Source organism: Streptomyces sp. NBC_00385 (assembly GCF_035917155.1).
Taxonomy (GTDB): Bacteria; Actinomycetota; Actinomycetes; order Streptomycetales; family Streptomycetaceae; genus Streptomyces; species Streptomyces poriferorum.
On the sequence record NZ_CP107951.1, the window covers coordinates 3,868,733 to 3,882,746 of the forward strand.

Consider the following 14,014-nt stretch of genomic DNA (forward strand, 5'->3'; position numbering starts at 1 on the left):
TAGCACGGATGTTCCAGGCGCTCGCCGCGGCCCGGCAGCCGGGTGGTCCGGCGGTCAGCCGGACATCGCCACGCCGTACAGCGCCGCCAGCGCCTCGTCGATGGGGTGCGGCTGCGGGTGGCCATCGGAGTCGAGCCGGTTCCACCTCTGCATGTTGACCGCGACCGCCATCTGCCGTCGGCCGTCGGCGCGGGTCATGGCCAGTGCCCCGCCGCCCCATACCGTGCCGCCGTGGCCCCAGAAGGTGGACTGGCCGGAGCCCTCCATCGGGTACAGACCGAGGCCGTAGTCCATCAGCTTCCCCTCCTGGGAAACGACCGGGACGGTGCGCCGCATCTGCGCCAGCGACGACGGGCTGACGATCTCCCCGGCCAGCAGCATGCCGAAGAAGCGGTTGAGGTCCGCGACGGTCGAGGTCAGCGAGGCCGACGGCCCCGCGTACGACATGTCGAAGACGCTGTAGTCGCGCGGCGGTTCGATCATGCCGAACCACGCCTCGTAGAGGTTCGAGTGCGGCCCGTCCATGTGCGGTCCGGCGGGGAATCCGGTGTCCTGGAGCCCTGCGTGCTCGATGACGTCCCGGGTGATGCACAGCTCGGCCGTTGTGCCGCTCACCACTTCCAGGAGTTGGGCGAGGAGCAGGTAGTTGGTGTTGGAGTACAGCCCCGGAGTGCCACCTGGGGTGCCGAAGGCCGGTGCGCTGACCCCCATCCCGATCAGGTCGACGGGGTCGAACCGTGTGAAACGGTGCTCGTCCAGGCTCTCCGGCCCGGTCTCCGCGACGACGGGCATCCCCTTCAGGGACGGATAGGCGTACGGCAGGTACTCGGCGAGGCCGCTGGTGTGGTTGATCAGCATCCGTACCGTGATCGCGTCGCCGCGTTCCCCGGGAACCAGCTTCGGAAGGTACGTGCCGATCGGCGTGTCGAGACCGATCCGGCCGTTCTCTGCCTGCCGCAGAACCGCTGCGGTGGTGAAGGTCTTGGTGATGCTGCCGACGCGGTGCCGCATGTCGGCGCTGACGGGGCGGCCGGTGGTGGCATCGGCGACCCCGGCGGCGCCGCGCCACAATCGGTCACCGTCCCGCACCTCGGCGAACAGACCCGGCATCCCGGCCCGGTGGACACGGTCGAGGGCCGCGTCCAGGGCGGCACAGTCCAGTGCGTTCTTCACGTCATGCGTCCTTTCGTATTCCCCGGGGTGGGCTCCGCGTTGGTCGCCCACCCCCGGATGACAGGGCACGAGTGGCATGCCGGTCCGCCCTCAGGCCATCCGGCACCCCCTTGTCCTCATTATGCACGCAGTGCGTGCAACACCAAGTGCATACGTTAGGCTGAGATCCGGCGAGAGGAGCGAAATGGCAGGCCGAAGGCGTTGGTCGACAGAGGAAATCCTGGATGCGGCAGTGGAGTTGCTGCGCTCGGGCAGCACGGAGTCGTTCAGCGTGCGCAAGCTCGCCGCGACCCTCGGGACCGATTCCTCCAGCCTCTACCGGCACTTCCGCAGCAAGACCGAACTACTGCGGGCGGTCGCCGACCGGATCCTCATGGACGCGATGGAGGACTACGTCCCCGAGGGTGACTGGAGGCAGCGCATCACCTCCCTGGCCCTGCGCGTGAGAGAGGCGTTCGGCAGGCAGCCCCAGCTCGCCGCGGTCTGGGGACGTTACGCGTCGGGCGGGACCGGTTCCCGGCTGGTCGTGGAAGAGGTACTGCAGGCCCTGCGGGCGTCCGGGCTGCCCGACGAGGAGATCCCGGTGCGCTATCACCGGCTCGCGGTCCTCATCGCCGCACTGGTCACCTCCGAGGCCGGAGTCAGCACCATCACCCCGCAGGAGTACGAACAGGGCATGGAGCTGTTCCGCGTCTCGGTACTCGGCGCCGACCCCGAACGCTTTCCCGCCCTGGCCCGATTCGCCCGCGACGTGCGCCCGCTGGGAGCGGACCGCGCCGCCGCCTTCGAGGAGCTCCTCGCCGCACAGCTCGATCAGATCGAGGGCGCCCGCTCGGCGCAGACGGCGTAGACGGCGCTACCGGCCAGGGCGGGTCAGGCCGGTCGCGCGGCGCTGCGGAACGCCCGCCGGTAGCTGTCCGGCGGGACGCCGGCGATCTTCTTGAACTGGCGCCGGAGCGTCGTGGCGGTCCCCATGCCGGTGGCGACCGCGACCGCCTCGATGCTCTCGTCGGTCGTTTCCAGCAACTCCTGCGCGCGGCGCACCCGTTGGATCAGGAGCCACTGGATCGGGGTCTGCCCGACCACCGACCGGAACTGCCGCCCGAGGTGCCGCGGGCTCGTGTTCGCCTTCCGCGCCATGTCGGTGACCGACAGCGGCTGGTCCAGCCGTTGCTGGACCCAGGCGAGCAGCTGGGCGAGCGCGTGGTCGCCCGACGCCTGCACCGGGGTGGACGCGAACTGGGCCTGACCGCCCGGCCGGTGCGGCTGCATGACGAGGCGGCGGGCGACCGAGTTGGCGACGGACGCCCCGTGGTCGAGGTGGACCAGGTGCAGGCAGAGGTCCACGGCCGCGGCCTTGCCCGCGGACGTGAGGACGCTGCCGTTGTCGGTGTACAGGACGTCCGGGTCGACCTCGGCCAGCGGGTGGCGGGCGCTCAGCTCGGCGGCGTGGGCCCAGTGGGTGGTGGCCCGCCGGCCGTCCAGCAGGCCCGCGGCACCGAGCACGAACGCCCCGGTGCACAGCGAGGCGACCCGCGCACCCGCCTCGTGCGCCGCGCGTACGGCCTCGACCAGCTCCGCGGGCGGGGGGACGTCGATGTCGGCGCACGCCGGCACGATCACGGTGTCGGCGGCCGCCACCCGGTCCAGCCCGTGGTCGGGCTCGACCTTGAACGGGCCGACCCGCACCGGTCCCGGGCCGCAGAGCTGTACGTCGTACCAGCCCTCCGTCGCCTCGCGCGGGGGGTTGCCGAAGATCTCGTACGCCACGCCCAGTTCGAAGTGGAGCAGGTCACCGGCGGCCAGCAGCGCGACAGTTGGCATGTCCGAAAGTGTACGCATGCTGTCGGTCCGGACCCTCACGGTCGCGCTCCGCCCCCGCCGAGACTGGAGCCCTCACCACATCGAGAGCGAGCGGGGAACCATGAACACAGCGGCTGCGGTAGTGGTCTACGGGGCGACCGGGCACACCGGGCGTTTCATCGTCGCCGAGCTGCGGCGGCGCGGGTTCACCCCCGTCGCCTCCGGCCGGAACGCGGCCCGGCTGGAGGCACTGGCGGCCGAGTGGGGCGGTGTGGAGGTACGGCCGGCGGACGTGGGCGATCCGGCCGCCCTGGACCGGGCCCTCGCCGGCGCGGCAGCGGTCATCAACTGCGCGGGCCCCTTCGCGGTGACCGGCGGCCCGGTCGTCGAGGCGGCCCTGCGGGCCGGGATTCCCTACGTCGACGTCGCCGCGGAGATCGAGGCGAACGTGGCGATGTTCGCCGACCACACGGAGGCGGCCCTGAGGGCGGGTACGCCCGTGGTGCCGGCGATGGCCTTCTACGGCGGGCTGGGCGACCTGCTGGTCACCGCCGCGATGGGCGACCTGACGGCCGCGGACTCGGTGGACGTCGCGTACGGGCTGAGCAGTTGGCGTCCCACGGCGGGCACCCGGGAGGCGGGGCAGGTGTCCCACGACCGCCGCGCGGGCCGCCGGGTGCGGTTCACGGACGGCGCTCTGCGCTACCACCGGGACGAGGTGTCGCAGGGCGAGTGGCTGTTCCCCGAGCCGCTGGGCCGGCGCGCGGTGATCGAGGAGTTCACCATGGCCGATGTCGTCACGGTGCCCAGCCATGTGAAGGTGCCCGAGGTCCGGACCCACATGTCCGTCGAGGCGGCGGGTGACCTGGCCGGCGAGGACACCCCGGCGCCGGAGGCGGTCGACGCGCTGGGGCGCTCGGACCAGACGTTCGTCGTCGACGTCCTGGTCCGCGCGGACGGCGTCGAGCGCCGCGCCACGGCGCGCGGCCAGGACATCTACGCGGTCACCGCGCCCCTGGCCGTGGAGGCCGTCGCACGCATCCTGACCGGCCGCACGCGCACCACGGGCGTGGCCTCGGCCGGTGCGATGTTCGACGCGGCGGACTTCCTGCGCGCGCTGGCCCCGTACGTCACGGTCGAGCTGCCGGGGTGACCTCGCCCCCATGGCCCGGCCCGTCCTTCGTACGCTCACGCCAGGAACGCCGCCACGGCCTTCGTGAACCGATCGGCGTCATCGACCCACGGATAGTGCCCCGCCCCCTCCTGCACCACAAACGCGGCGTCGGGGAACAGCCCGGCGAAGGCGGCCACCGATCCGGGCGGACTGTTCAGGTCGAACTGGCCGGCCAGCAGCAGGACGGGCGACCGGAAGGCCGCCAGCGCAGCACGGGTGGCCGGCGGGTCGAAAGCGCCCTCGGCCCCGAAGTGGGCGACGGCCTCCGGGTTGTCCGGCCGGCTCGCCGCGTGGTGATCGCGTGCCGCCTCGTCCCACCGGCCGTAGAAGAACGGGTCCACGGCCGCCCAGTCCGCCCCCTCCCCCGCCCCCCGGGTGATCGCCTCCAGCGCCGCGAACGCCTTCGGGAACCACGGCTCGCCGCTCCGCAGCCGTGCGAGCGCGCGGCGCTCCTCGCCGGTGACGTCGATGCCGACGGCCCGTGCACCGGGGGTGATCAGGGCGAGCCGGCCGACCCGCGACGGATGGCGGGCCGCGTACCGCACCGCGATGTTCGCGCCCGCGGAGTGAGCGAGCAGGTCCGTACGGGAAAGGCCCAGTTGGCAGCGGAGGGCTTCGATGTCGTCGACGAGACGGTCGCAGCGGTAGGCGGACGGGTCATCGGGAACGGCTGAGCGGCCGGTGCCGCGCAGGTCGGGGACGACCATGCGGCGGTGCGCGGACAGCCCGCCGAGGTCGCCCAGGTAGCGGGAGTCCGCGGGTCCCCCGGGGACGCAGAGGACCGGGTCGCCCTCTCCGTACGTGCGATAGGCGAGCCGGGCTCCGTCGGGTGCGCTGAAGGTGGGCATGCGGCGATGCTGTCAGCCATAACCAGGTTGTACAACCTGGTTATGACCGGCCGTTGGCGCGGTATATAACTGAGGGGTGGCAGCCGGAGAGAACACCCGCCAGAGCGCGACGCTGACCGAGGAACAGGCCGAGCGGATGCTCGCCGGGATGAATGACGTCATCCGGGCCGGCGAGGAGATGCGCAGGCTCCGTGCCGAGATGATCAAGGTGTTCGTCGGCTTCGGCTGGACCCAGGACCGCATCGCCCGGCTCACCGACATGAGCCAGCCCGCCGTGTCCAAGCAGGTGACGAAGTACCGGGACGCCGATCCCGAACCCCCGATGGACCTCTCTCTCGACCAGCGCGACGTCCCATGGCTCGAAGGCCGCCTGTGGGGCCTCGCCGAGGACATCGCGGAGACGTACGCCGACACCGCCCGCTGCTCCCGGAGCATCGACGCGCTCGCACGCGGCAGGAAGCGCTTCACTCCCGAGAACGTCGACGGGCTGCGCCGGCTCGTCGAGGAGGACCTCCGGCTGCACGCCGCCGAACTGCCCGGCGGACACCGGAGCGCGTACGACGAGATCAGCCGCGCGCTCGACCTGCCGTCCCGGCCGGATGCCGCACCGCCCGGGACGGCATCCGTACGACGCGCCCTCGCCCACCGCATCCAGCGCGACCGGCTGCGGGGCGGGACCGCCTGAGACTCAGGTGCTGCGGGCGCGGACCGCGAGGGTCGCCACTGCCCGCCACTGGATTACGCGCGGTTCCCGCCCGCACGGCCCGCACCCGAGCCACCCCACCCGTGCCGCCCCCACCCATGCGGGTCCCACCCGCGCGGGCTTACGCTCGACCGCATGGATGAGCTGCTGCCGTTCCTCGTGTTTGCCGGCGCCCTCGCCGCGGTCCTCGGCGGCTTCGCCCGGCTGGCCTCGCGGGTCCGTCGGCGCGGCCTCGCCGGTGCGGCGACGCGGGCCGCGATGGCGTCGTACGACGAGGCGTTCCGGGTGACGGCCCACGACTCGTACTACGAGATCCAGGCGCAGGTGGAGCGGCAGGCGCCGATGGCCGCCCCCGACGCTCCGTGGCGGCCGCTGCGCGACCGGCCGCCCGGCAGTCGGCCGCGGGCAGGAAGCGCACGGACCCGCACCCCGCGCCGCCGGCGCCGGTGGTGGGCTCCCGGACGCTGAGCCCCTCACCGTCCGGACACCGCCGCACTCGCTGCCCTCAGCGCGTCCCCGTCCCTCCCCATGAGCAGGTCCGTGCTGTCCGCCCACTGGTCGACGACCCCGGTCAGCGGCAGACCGCGCAGGTCCGGGTCGGTGAGCGAGTCGGCCAGCGGGCGGGCGAAGCGTTCCGCGTGCAGGACGAGGTACGGACGGCCGTGGTAGGGGCGCGGCGCCGGGTCCACCGCATCGACCAGGCCGGTCGCGTTCTGGCGGATCGCCACCGCCTCGTACGCGGCACACAGCAGCCGCTCACGCTCCGGGTGGTCCGTCGCCGCCAGCACTCCGCGCAGTGACGGCATCAGCTCCCCGGCCGCCTCCAGCCGGGCGAACGCGCTGCCCAGCCATTTGCTGTACGGGGGGAAGCGCCGCTCCAGCAGCAGGCTGAGCCGCATGAGGTCCCGCACCAGACGGGCCGCGACGACGGCCGAACCAAGTACGTCACCTACCTCGGCGCAGCGCCCGACGAACGCCTCCTCCTGGGAGATCCGCTGCCACTGGCAGGCCAGGACATAGCGCCACACCTGCTCCGGGTAGCGGGCCAGTCGGGCGCGTGCGGTGGTGAGGAGGCCGGGGCCGTCGTGGAACACCGCGCCGGCGGTGACTCCGGCGAGCCTCTGCTGCGGCATGGCGAGCCAGTCCCGTACGCCCGGTTCCGTGGTCGAGGCGTCGAGGCCGACCTCCTGGGTGAGCCAGGCGCCGGTGTCGTGCGCGACCACGCGGTGGTTGACGGGGCCGTCGGTCGCCGCCATGTGGCCGACCGGGTCGAGCGGGTCGGCGGCCGGGCGGAAATGGGTGGGCCAGCCGCGGATCTCCTTCGGCAGCCGGTCCGCCAGCAGTCGCCGGATCGTCCCGCCGTGGGCCGCGGCGTCGTCCGGCGCCAGGAAGAGGTCCAGGCGCGGGCCCCAGTCGTGGTCGGCCGACCGTGCGGTGTCGAAACCGAGCACCTCCGACCCCGGGCCGATCCGCGCGGCGGCGTACGGCAGGCCGGGCAACGCGTCGTCCAGGACGGGCCGCACCGCCTCCTCGTACAGGATCCGGGAGAGTTCCAGGCCGGGCAGGAACGCGGCTTCGGCAGAGGTCATACGGCCACTGTGCGGGCAGCGGAAGCGGTCGGCCAACGAATATCACCCGGGCCTGCCGGCCGCCGGCCGGCGGCCGCGCGCCCGCGAAGGCGAGACAAGTCCGTTTGCAGACGATCCGCCACAGACCGAATTGTTAGGCTGACGGACATGACCGCCATGGCACCCACCCGCACCGCACCGGACCTCTCCTACCTCCTGGACCACACCAGTCACGTCCTGCGGACCCAGATGTCGGCGGCGCTCGCCGAGATCGGCCTCACCGCGCGCATGCACTGCGTCCTGGTCCACGCCCTGGAGGAGGAGCGCACCCAGATCCAGCTCGCCGAGATCGGCGACATGGACAAGACCACGATGGTGGTGACGGTGGACGCCCTGGAGAGTGCCGGGCTCGCCGAGCGCAGGCCCTCGAGCCAGGACCGGCGGGCACGGATCATCGCCGTCACCGAGCGGGGCGCCGCACTCGCCGCGCAGAGCCAGGAGATCGTCGACCGGGTGCACGAGGCGACCCTGAGCAGCCTGCCCCGGACCGGCCGGGAGGCTCTCCTGCGCGCCCTGAACCAGCTGGCCGGCGAGCATCTGGCCGCCCCCGCCGAGCATCCGCGAGCGGCCCGCCGGGCCCGCCAGAGCCAGAAGTAGGCGGCACCACCCGACACCACGGGCCGCACCATCCACAGAAAACAGAACCGAAAGAAATAGTCTGCAACAAAACTATCTGCTACGTTCTCTCTTGTCGCACCCACCGACAGGAGAGCCCGATGTCTGCCACCGCACCCACCGCTCCCGCACCCACCACCCCCTCCCCCGCGGCCCGTTCGCGCCGTCTCGCCCTCGGCGTGATCGCCACCGGTCTGCTGATGACCGTGCTCGACGGCTCGATCGTGACGGTGGCGATGCCCGCCATCCAGAACGACCTCGGGTTCACACCCGCCGGCCTCAGCTGGGTCGTCAACGCCTACCTGATCGCGTTCGGCGGTCTGCTGCTGCTCTCCGGTCGGCTCGGCGATCTCCTCGGCCGCCGGCGGATGTTCCTGGCCGGCACCGCGGTCTTCACCGCCGCCTCCGTACTGGCCGGGGCGGCCGGCTCCCCCGCCCTGCTCGTCACCGCCCGTTTCCTCCAGGGCGCGGGGAGTGCCATGGCCTCCGCGGTCGGCCTGGGCATCCTCGTCACCCTCTTCACGGAGAGCCGCGAACGGGCCCGGGCCATCGCCGTGTTCAGCTTCACCGGTGCGGCGGGGGCCTCGATCGGCCAGGTGCTCGGCGGAGTCCTCACGGACGCGCTCGGCTGGCACTGGATCTTCTTCATCAACCTGCCGATCGGCCTCGCGGTACTCCTCGTCTCGGTGCGCGTCCTGCCCGCCGACCGCGGCCCCGGCATCGCGGCCGGGGCCGACGCGATCGGCGCGCTCCTGGTCACCGGAGGCGTGATGCTGGGCATCTACTCCGTCGTCGAGGTCGAGTCGTACGGGTGGCTGTCGGCGCACACCCTCGGCCTGGGCGCCCTCGCCCTGGCCCTGCTCGCCGCGTTCGCCGTCCGGCAGGCCACGGCCACCGCCCCGCTCCTGCCGCTGCGCATCCTCCGCTCACGCAGTGTCGCCGGAGCCAACCTGGTCCAGATCCTCATGGTGGCCGCGCTGTTCTCGTTCCAGATCCTCGTCGCGCTGTACCTGCAGCGGGTCCTCGGTCACGGGGCCACCGCCACCGGCCTCGCCATGCTGCCGGCGGCCGCGGTCATCGGCGCGGTGTCGCTCGGGATCTCGGCCCGGCTGGGCGCACGGTTCGGCGACCGCAACGTCCTGCTCCTCGGACTGGCCCTGCTGATCGGGATGCTCGGCCTCCTCACCCGGCTCCCGGTCCACGCGCACTACGCCACCGATCTGCTTCCCGTGATGTTCCTCGCCGCCGGATTCGGCCTCGCTCTCCCGGCGTTGACCACGCTCGGCATGTCGGGGGCGGGCGAGGAGGACGCCGGGCTCGCCTCCGGCCTGTTCAACACCACCCAGCAGATCGGCATGGCCATGGGCGTCGCCGTCCTCTCCACGCTGGCGGCCTCCCGTACGGACACGCTGCTCGCGGCGGGCGGCAGCCGGGCCGAGGCGCTGACCGGGGGCTACCACCTGGCGTTCGCCGTCGGGACCGGACTGCTCGCCACCGCCTTCCTCGTCGCGCTCACGGTCCTCGGACGGCCGGACCGGGCGACCGCCACCACCCCCTCCGCCTGACCCCACCCCACCCAGCCGGCCGGCCGAAGGACGGACCCCATGACCACGCACTCCGCCACCCCCGCCACTCCCACCGAGAACGCGCCCGAGTCCGGCCCCGGCGCGGGCCCCGCCCCGCGCGTGCTCACCGAAGCGGAACTGTCCCGGCTGCTCTCGGAGCAGCGGTTCGGCGTCCTCGCGAGCGTGCGGCGCACCGGGCATCCCCACCTGACGACGGTGCTGTACGCCTGGGACGCCGACGAGCGCGTGGTGCGTGTCTCCAGCACCGCCGACCGCCTCAAGCCGCGCCAGTTGCGCAGCGATCCGCACGCGGCGCTGCATGTGCGCGGCCAGGACGTGTTCTCGTTCGCGGTCGCCGAGGGCGAGGCGGAGGTGTCCGCGCCGGCGGCCGTGCCCGGTGACGCGGTCAGCCGCGAACTCCTTTCCCTGACACCCGGTTTCGAGGACCCGGCCGAGGAGGCGGCCTTCCTGGCGCAGGTGGTCGCGGACCGGCGCGTGGTGATCCGGATCCGGGTCTCGCGGCTGTACGGAACGGCGCTGGACATCCCCGCCGCGGACTGAGTGCGGGCGGCGACGGCCCACCGGGGCCATGTGCGCGACAAGCGGAGGCTCTAGGATCCCGCCCATGGCTACCGACCCCGGCTACACCTGCTCCCGCTGCGGCGAACACCACACGGAACTCCCGATGGGGTACTCGACCATGGCGCCCGACGTCTGGGACGCGAGCCTGGAGAGCGACCCCGACAGCATGCTCTCGACGGACCAGTGCATCGTCAGACACGAGCACTACTTCATCAAGGGCCTGATCGAGATACCCGTGGCCGGCAGCCCGGAGCCGTTCTCCTGGGGTGTCTGGGTGTCCTTGAGCCGGGAGAACTTCGCCCGCGCCCTCGATGTGTGGGAGACCCCGGGCCGGGAGTCCGAGAAGCCGTACTTCGGCTGGCTCACCACCGAGTTGGGGCTCTACACCCCCCGTACGACCAACCTCAAGACCAACGCGCACACCCGCCCGATCGGCCGGCGCCCGCTCATCGAGCTGGAGCCCACCGATCACCCGCTGGCCGTGGAACAGCGCACCGGCATCACGCTCGACCGGGTCCGTGAGATAGCCGAGGCGGTGCAGCACGCCGAGGACAGCCGATAGGGCGTTCCACAGCGCCGGGTATCAGGCCTCCAGCCCCGACCGCAGCTGCGCGAAGCCCTGCTCGGCGGCCTCGACCGCGTCCGCGTACACCTGGTCCGCGCTCCGGCCCTCGCTGATGCGCTGCCAGTTCTCCAGGGACAGGATGCGCAGGACCGCGATGATCTGGCCCGCGGCCAGCCGGTCCGCCGCCCTGTCGCCGAGGACACGGGCGAGGGCGGCCTCGGAGCGGCTCTGGTATCCGTAGAGCCGGGCCACCAGGGACGGCGTCCCGTACAGCAGCCGGTGGAACGCCAGCACCTGCGGCACGTCGCACAGGCCCGTGACCGGGTCGCGCCGCTCCAGACCGTCCAGGTAGTGGCGCCGCAGCGCGTCCAGCGGGGACTCGTCCTCCGCACGGCCGGCGACGACCCGCGCGGACTCGTCCTCGTGGTCGGCGAACCGGTGGAGGGCCAGGTCCTCCTTGGCCGGGAAGTAGCGGAACAGCGTGGGCTTGGAGATGTCGGCCGCGGCCGCGATCTCCGCCACCGAGACCTTGTCGAAGCCACGCTCCAGGAACAACGCGATCGCAGCGTCGGAGACCGCCTGATACGTCAGCCGCTTCTTCCGCTCACGCAGGCTCATCGGCGCGGCCGCGTCCCCGCCCTCCGCCGCGTCGGCTGCCGTCCGGGGGCCGGGCTTCTCTCCGCTCATGACCATGAAGAGTAACGCCTCCGACCTCAAGCGAACTTGACGTCAGCCGCCGTCCGGTCCCGTTCCGGAGGCTTTCGTTCCGTGCTCTCGCGCACGCGATCCGATCAGTACGCCGACGCCGTCAAGCACCCGTTCGAGACCGAAGGTGAACTCGTGGTCGGGCTCGTCCGGCGCCCACATGCCCTCGGTCGCCATCAACCGGGAGAGCGCGGGGTGGCGCACGGGGTCGACGAGCCGGCCCAACGTACGGGCGTGGCCCTCCATGACCTCCGCCTCCGATACGCCGCGGGCCTCGACGGCCGCGTCGAGATCCCCCATCAGCAGGGCCTCGTTCCGCACGAAACCACTGACCAGAAGGATGACGGAGATCTCCTCGCCCGCGTCCAGACCGGCACCCGCGAGGGCCTGAAGTCCCTGTTCCCACCAGGCGACGGAGTTCGGGCTGGCGGGCGGGCCGACGATGGGGATGCGGAGCATCCAGAGGTTGGCGTGGTAGACCCGGCGCATCGCCCCGGCCCACTGCGAGAGCGCCTCGCGCCAGCCGGCGTTCTCCTCAAGGGCGGGCAGCGGGGGCGGCGGGCCCATGGCCGCCTCCTGCATCAGCACGAAGAGCTCGTCCTTGGCGGCCACGTACCGGTAGAGCGACATCGTCGAGGCGCCGAGGTCCTTGGCGACCCGCCCCATGGACACCGCGCCCAGCCCCTCGGCCGCCGCCACCGCGACTGCCGCGTCCACGATGCGCTCCAGGCTCAGCCCGGGCTTGGGCCCCTTCACCGGGCGCGCCCGCAGCCCCCAGGCGGCCTCGATGCTGGCCGGCAGGCCCGTACCGCCCGGCGAACCGTTCTCCTGCGTCACCTGAACCCACCTTCCCTTGACGCCCATCCTAGTTATGCGTAACCCTTACACATTAACGTGTACTACATACGCAGAAGGGGAGGGTCATGCCATCACCCGCCATGATCGAGGCCCACGGCCTCACCAAGTCGTACGGAAGATCCGCGCCACCCGTCCTGCACGGCATCGACCTACGGGTGGACCGCGCCACCGTCTTCGCCCTGCTCGGCCCCAACGGCGCGGGCAAGACCACCGTCGTCCGCATCCTGGCCACACTCACCGCGGCCGACAGCGGCACGGCCCGCGTCGCCGGGTACGACGTCGTCGCCGACCGGAGCCGGGTACGCCGCGCGATCAGCCTGACCGGCCAGTACGCCGCCGTGGACGAGGCCCAGACCGGCGAGGAGAACCTGCGCATGATGGCCCGGCTGGCCGGCCGCTCCCGCACGGACGCCCGCCGCCGCGCCGCCGAACTCCTCGAACGCTTCGGCCTCACCGAGGCGGCCCGCCGCCCCGCCCGTACGTACTCCGGCGGCATGCGGCGCAGGCTCGACCTGGCGGCCGGTCTGGTCGGCAGCCCACAGCCCGAGGTCTTCTTTCTGGACGAGCCGACGACCGGCCTCGACCCCCGCAGCCGTCAGGAACTCTGGCAGGTCGTCCGCGAACTCGCCGCCGACGGAGCCACGGTCCTGCTCACCACCCAGTACCTGGAGGAGGCCGACCGGCTGGCCGACCGCATCGCCGTCCTGGACCGGGGCCGGAAGGTCGCCGAGGGCACCGCGGACTCGTTGAAGGCCCGCGTAGCGGGACACCGCCTCGACGTGGTCCTGGCCGACCGGGCGGCCTACCTCCGCCTCACCCACCGCGCGGTGCACCATGCACCCGCGACGCTCACCCTCGGCCTGCCGACGGACGGCTCGGCGGCCCATGTCCGGGCGCTGCTCGACGAGATCGACCCGGCCGGGACGGCGATCGAACGGTTCTCCCTGCACAGCGCCACGCTCGACGACGTCTTCCTGGCCCTGACCACGACGAAGGAGACCCGGACCGCCCATGTCTGAAACCCTCACCGCGCCCCTCGCCCGCGCCGGCACCATGGCGGGCCGCTCACTGCGGATCAGCCGGCGCAACACCGACGCGCTCATCACCGCGCTGATGCTGCCGGTCCTGCTGATGCTGATCTTCGTCTACTTCTTCGGCGGCGCGATCGACACCGGCGTCCCGCACACCTCGTACGTCACCTACGTCGTCCCCGGCGTCCTGCTCATGTGCGCGGGCTTCGGCTCCGCGAGCACCGCCGTGGCAGTCAGCGAGGACATGAAGAACGGCATCATCGACCGCCTCCGCTCCCTGGACATCGGCGGCGCCGCCATCCTGGCCGGCCATGTCGCCGCGAGCACCGCGCGGAACCTGGTCTCCACCACGGTGGTCCTGGGCGTCGCCCTCCTGATCGGCTTCCGCCCCACCGCCACCCCCACCGGCTGGCTCACCGCACTCGCCGTCCTGCTCGCCTACATCGTCGCGCTGTCCTGGCTGTCCGCGGCGATCGGCCTGCTCGCCAAGACCCCCGAGGCGGCGGGTGGATTCACCTTCCTGATGTCGTTCCTGCCCTACCCGAGCAGCGCCTTCGTCCCGGTCGACTCCATGCCCTCCTGGCTCCACGGCTTCGCCGACCACCAGCCGGTCACCCCGGCCATCGAGTCCCTGCGCGCCCTCCTCCTGAACCAGCCGGCGGGCAACGCCCCCTGGATCGCGCTGACCTGGGCCGGGGGGCTGCTGCTGGTGGCGATCGGACTGTCGGGGGTGCTGTTCAGGGTGCGGACACGGTGAGGGTGGG

16 protein-coding genes are annotated in these 14,014 nt (G+C 72.5%); 10 read left to right on the top strand and 6 right to left on the bottom strand.

Annotated elements, in window-relative coordinates:
- Window positions 1-54 precede the first annotated feature (54 nt).
- A complete protein-coding gene (locus OG959_RS17015; RefSeq protein WP_326659337.1) occupies window positions 55-1,173 on the bottom strand; it encodes a serine hydrolase domain-containing protein in 1,119 nt (372 codons plus the stop codon).
- Window positions 1,174-1,357: 184 nt separating this feature from the next.
- Between OG959_RS17015 and OG959_RS17020 the strand changes: the two genes are divergently transcribed.
- On the top strand, window positions 1,358-2,023 hold the full coding sequence (locus OG959_RS17020; protein WP_326659338.1) for a TetR/AcrR family transcriptional regulator: 666 nt from the start codon (window positions 1,358-1,360) through the stop codon (window positions 2,021-2,023).
- Window positions 2,024-2,046: 23 nt separating this feature from the next.
- On the opposite strand, the gene OG959_RS17025 is transcribed toward OG959_RS17020, so the two are convergent.
- A complete protein-coding gene (locus OG959_RS17025; RefSeq protein ID WP_326659339.1) occupies window positions 2,047-2,997 on the bottom strand; it encodes a helix-turn-helix domain-containing protein in 951 nt (316 codons plus the stop codon).
- A 100-nt stretch (window positions 2,998-3,097) separates the two neighbouring features.
- Here OG959_RS17025 and OG959_RS17030 point away from each other — a divergent pair, with 100 nt between their 5' ends.
- Window positions 3,098-4,129 carry a saccharopine dehydrogenase family protein gene (locus OG959_RS17030; protein ID WP_326659341.1) on the top strand — a complete coding sequence of 344 codons (1,032 nt, stop codon included), beginning with the start codon at window positions 3,098-3,100 and terminating at the stop codon, window positions 4,127-4,129.
- 35 nt (window positions 4,130-4,164) lie between these two features.
- Here the strand turns inward: OG959_RS17030 and OG959_RS17035 are convergent, their stop codons facing one another.
- A complete protein-coding gene (locus tag OG959_RS17035; RefSeq protein WP_326659342.1) occupies window positions 4,165-4,998 on the bottom strand; it encodes an alpha/beta fold hydrolase in 834 nt (277 codons plus the stop codon).
- Window positions 4,999-5,074: 76 nt separating this feature from the next.
- On the opposite strand from OG959_RS17035, the gene OG959_RS17040 reads away from it, so the two are divergent.
- Window positions 5,075-5,683: a sigma-70 family RNA polymerase sigma factor gene (locus tag OG959_RS17040; protein ID WP_326659344.1), complete on the top strand. Its 609-nt coding sequence runs from the start codon at window positions 5,075-5,077 to the stop codon at window positions 5,681-5,683.
- A gap of 153 nt (window positions 5,684-5,836) precedes the next feature.
- The gene (locus OG959_RS17045; protein ID WP_326659346.1) at window positions 5,837-6,169 is read left to right on the top strand and encodes a hypothetical protein; all 333 of its coding nucleotides are present in this window, start codon (window positions 5,837-5,839) and stop codon (window positions 6,167-6,169) included.
- Between the two features lie 5 nt (window positions 6,170-6,174).
- Here OG959_RS17045 and OG959_RS17050 read toward each other — a convergent pair whose 3' ends face one another.
- Window positions 6,175-7,290, bottom strand: a complete 1,116-nt coding sequence (locus tag OG959_RS17050) for a DUF4037 domain-containing protein (RefSeq protein ID WP_326659349.1) — start codon at window positions 7,288-7,290, stop codon at window positions 6,175-6,177.
- Between the two features lie 147 nt (window positions 7,291-7,437).
- On the opposite strand from OG959_RS17050, the gene OG959_RS17055 reads away from it, so the two are divergent.
- From OG959_RS17055 to OG959_RS17070, 4 genes are all read left to right on the top strand, one after another.
- Complete coding sequence (locus OG959_RS17055; protein ID WP_326659351.1) at window positions 7,438-7,926, top strand: MarR family winged helix-turn-helix transcriptional regulator; 489 nt, start codon at window positions 7,438-7,440, stop codon at window positions 7,924-7,926.
- Window positions 7,927-8,045: 119 nt separating this feature from the next.
- Window positions 8,046-9,509, top strand: a complete 1,464-nt coding sequence (locus tag OG959_RS17060; RefSeq protein WP_326659353.1) for an MFS transporter — start codon at window positions 8,046-8,048, stop codon at window positions 9,507-9,509.
- 39 nt (window positions 9,510-9,548) lie between these two features.
- Window positions 9,549-10,070 carry a pyridoxamine 5'-phosphate oxidase family protein gene (locus tag OG959_RS17065; RefSeq protein ID WP_326659355.1) on the top strand — a complete coding sequence of 174 codons (522 nt, stop codon included), beginning with the start codon at window positions 9,549-9,551 and terminating at the stop codon, window positions 10,068-10,070.
- 124 nt (window positions 10,071-10,194) lie between these two features.
- Window positions 10,195-10,653: a DUF2199 domain-containing protein gene (locus OG959_RS17070; RefSeq protein ID WP_442805748.1), complete on the top strand. Its 459-nt coding sequence runs from the start codon at window positions 10,195-10,197 to the stop codon at window positions 10,651-10,653.
- Window positions 10,654-10,674: 21 nt separating this feature from the next.
- Here OG959_RS17070 and OG959_RS17075 read toward each other — a convergent pair whose 3' ends face one another.
- Both OG959_RS17075 and OG959_RS17080 read right to left on the bottom strand, forming a co-directional pair.
- Window positions 10,675-11,349: a TetR family transcriptional regulator gene (locus OG959_RS17075; RefSeq protein ID WP_326659359.1), complete on the bottom strand. Its 675-nt coding sequence runs from the start codon at window positions 11,347-11,349 to the stop codon at window positions 10,675-10,677.
- A 36-nt stretch (window positions 11,350-11,385) separates the two neighbouring features.
- A complete protein-coding gene (locus OG959_RS17080) occupies window positions 11,386-12,225 on the bottom strand; it encodes a TetR/AcrR family transcriptional regulator (protein WP_442805585.1) in 840 nt (279 codons plus the stop codon).
- Window positions 12,226-12,284: 59 nt separating this feature from the next.
- On the opposite strand from OG959_RS17080, the gene OG959_RS17085 reads away from it, so the two are divergent.
- A complete protein-coding gene (locus OG959_RS17085) occupies window positions 12,285-13,238 on the top strand; it encodes an ATP-binding cassette domain-containing protein (RefSeq protein WP_326659364.1) in 954 nt (317 codons plus the stop codon).
- Window positions 13,231-14,007: an ABC transporter permease gene (locus OG959_RS17090; RefSeq protein ID WP_326659366.1), complete on the top strand. Its 777-nt coding sequence runs from the start codon at window positions 13,231-13,233 to the stop codon at window positions 14,005-14,007. Before OG959_RS17085 ends, OG959_RS17090 begins: the two co-directional genes overlap by 8 nt.
- Window positions 14,008-14,014: the final 7 nt, after the last annotated feature.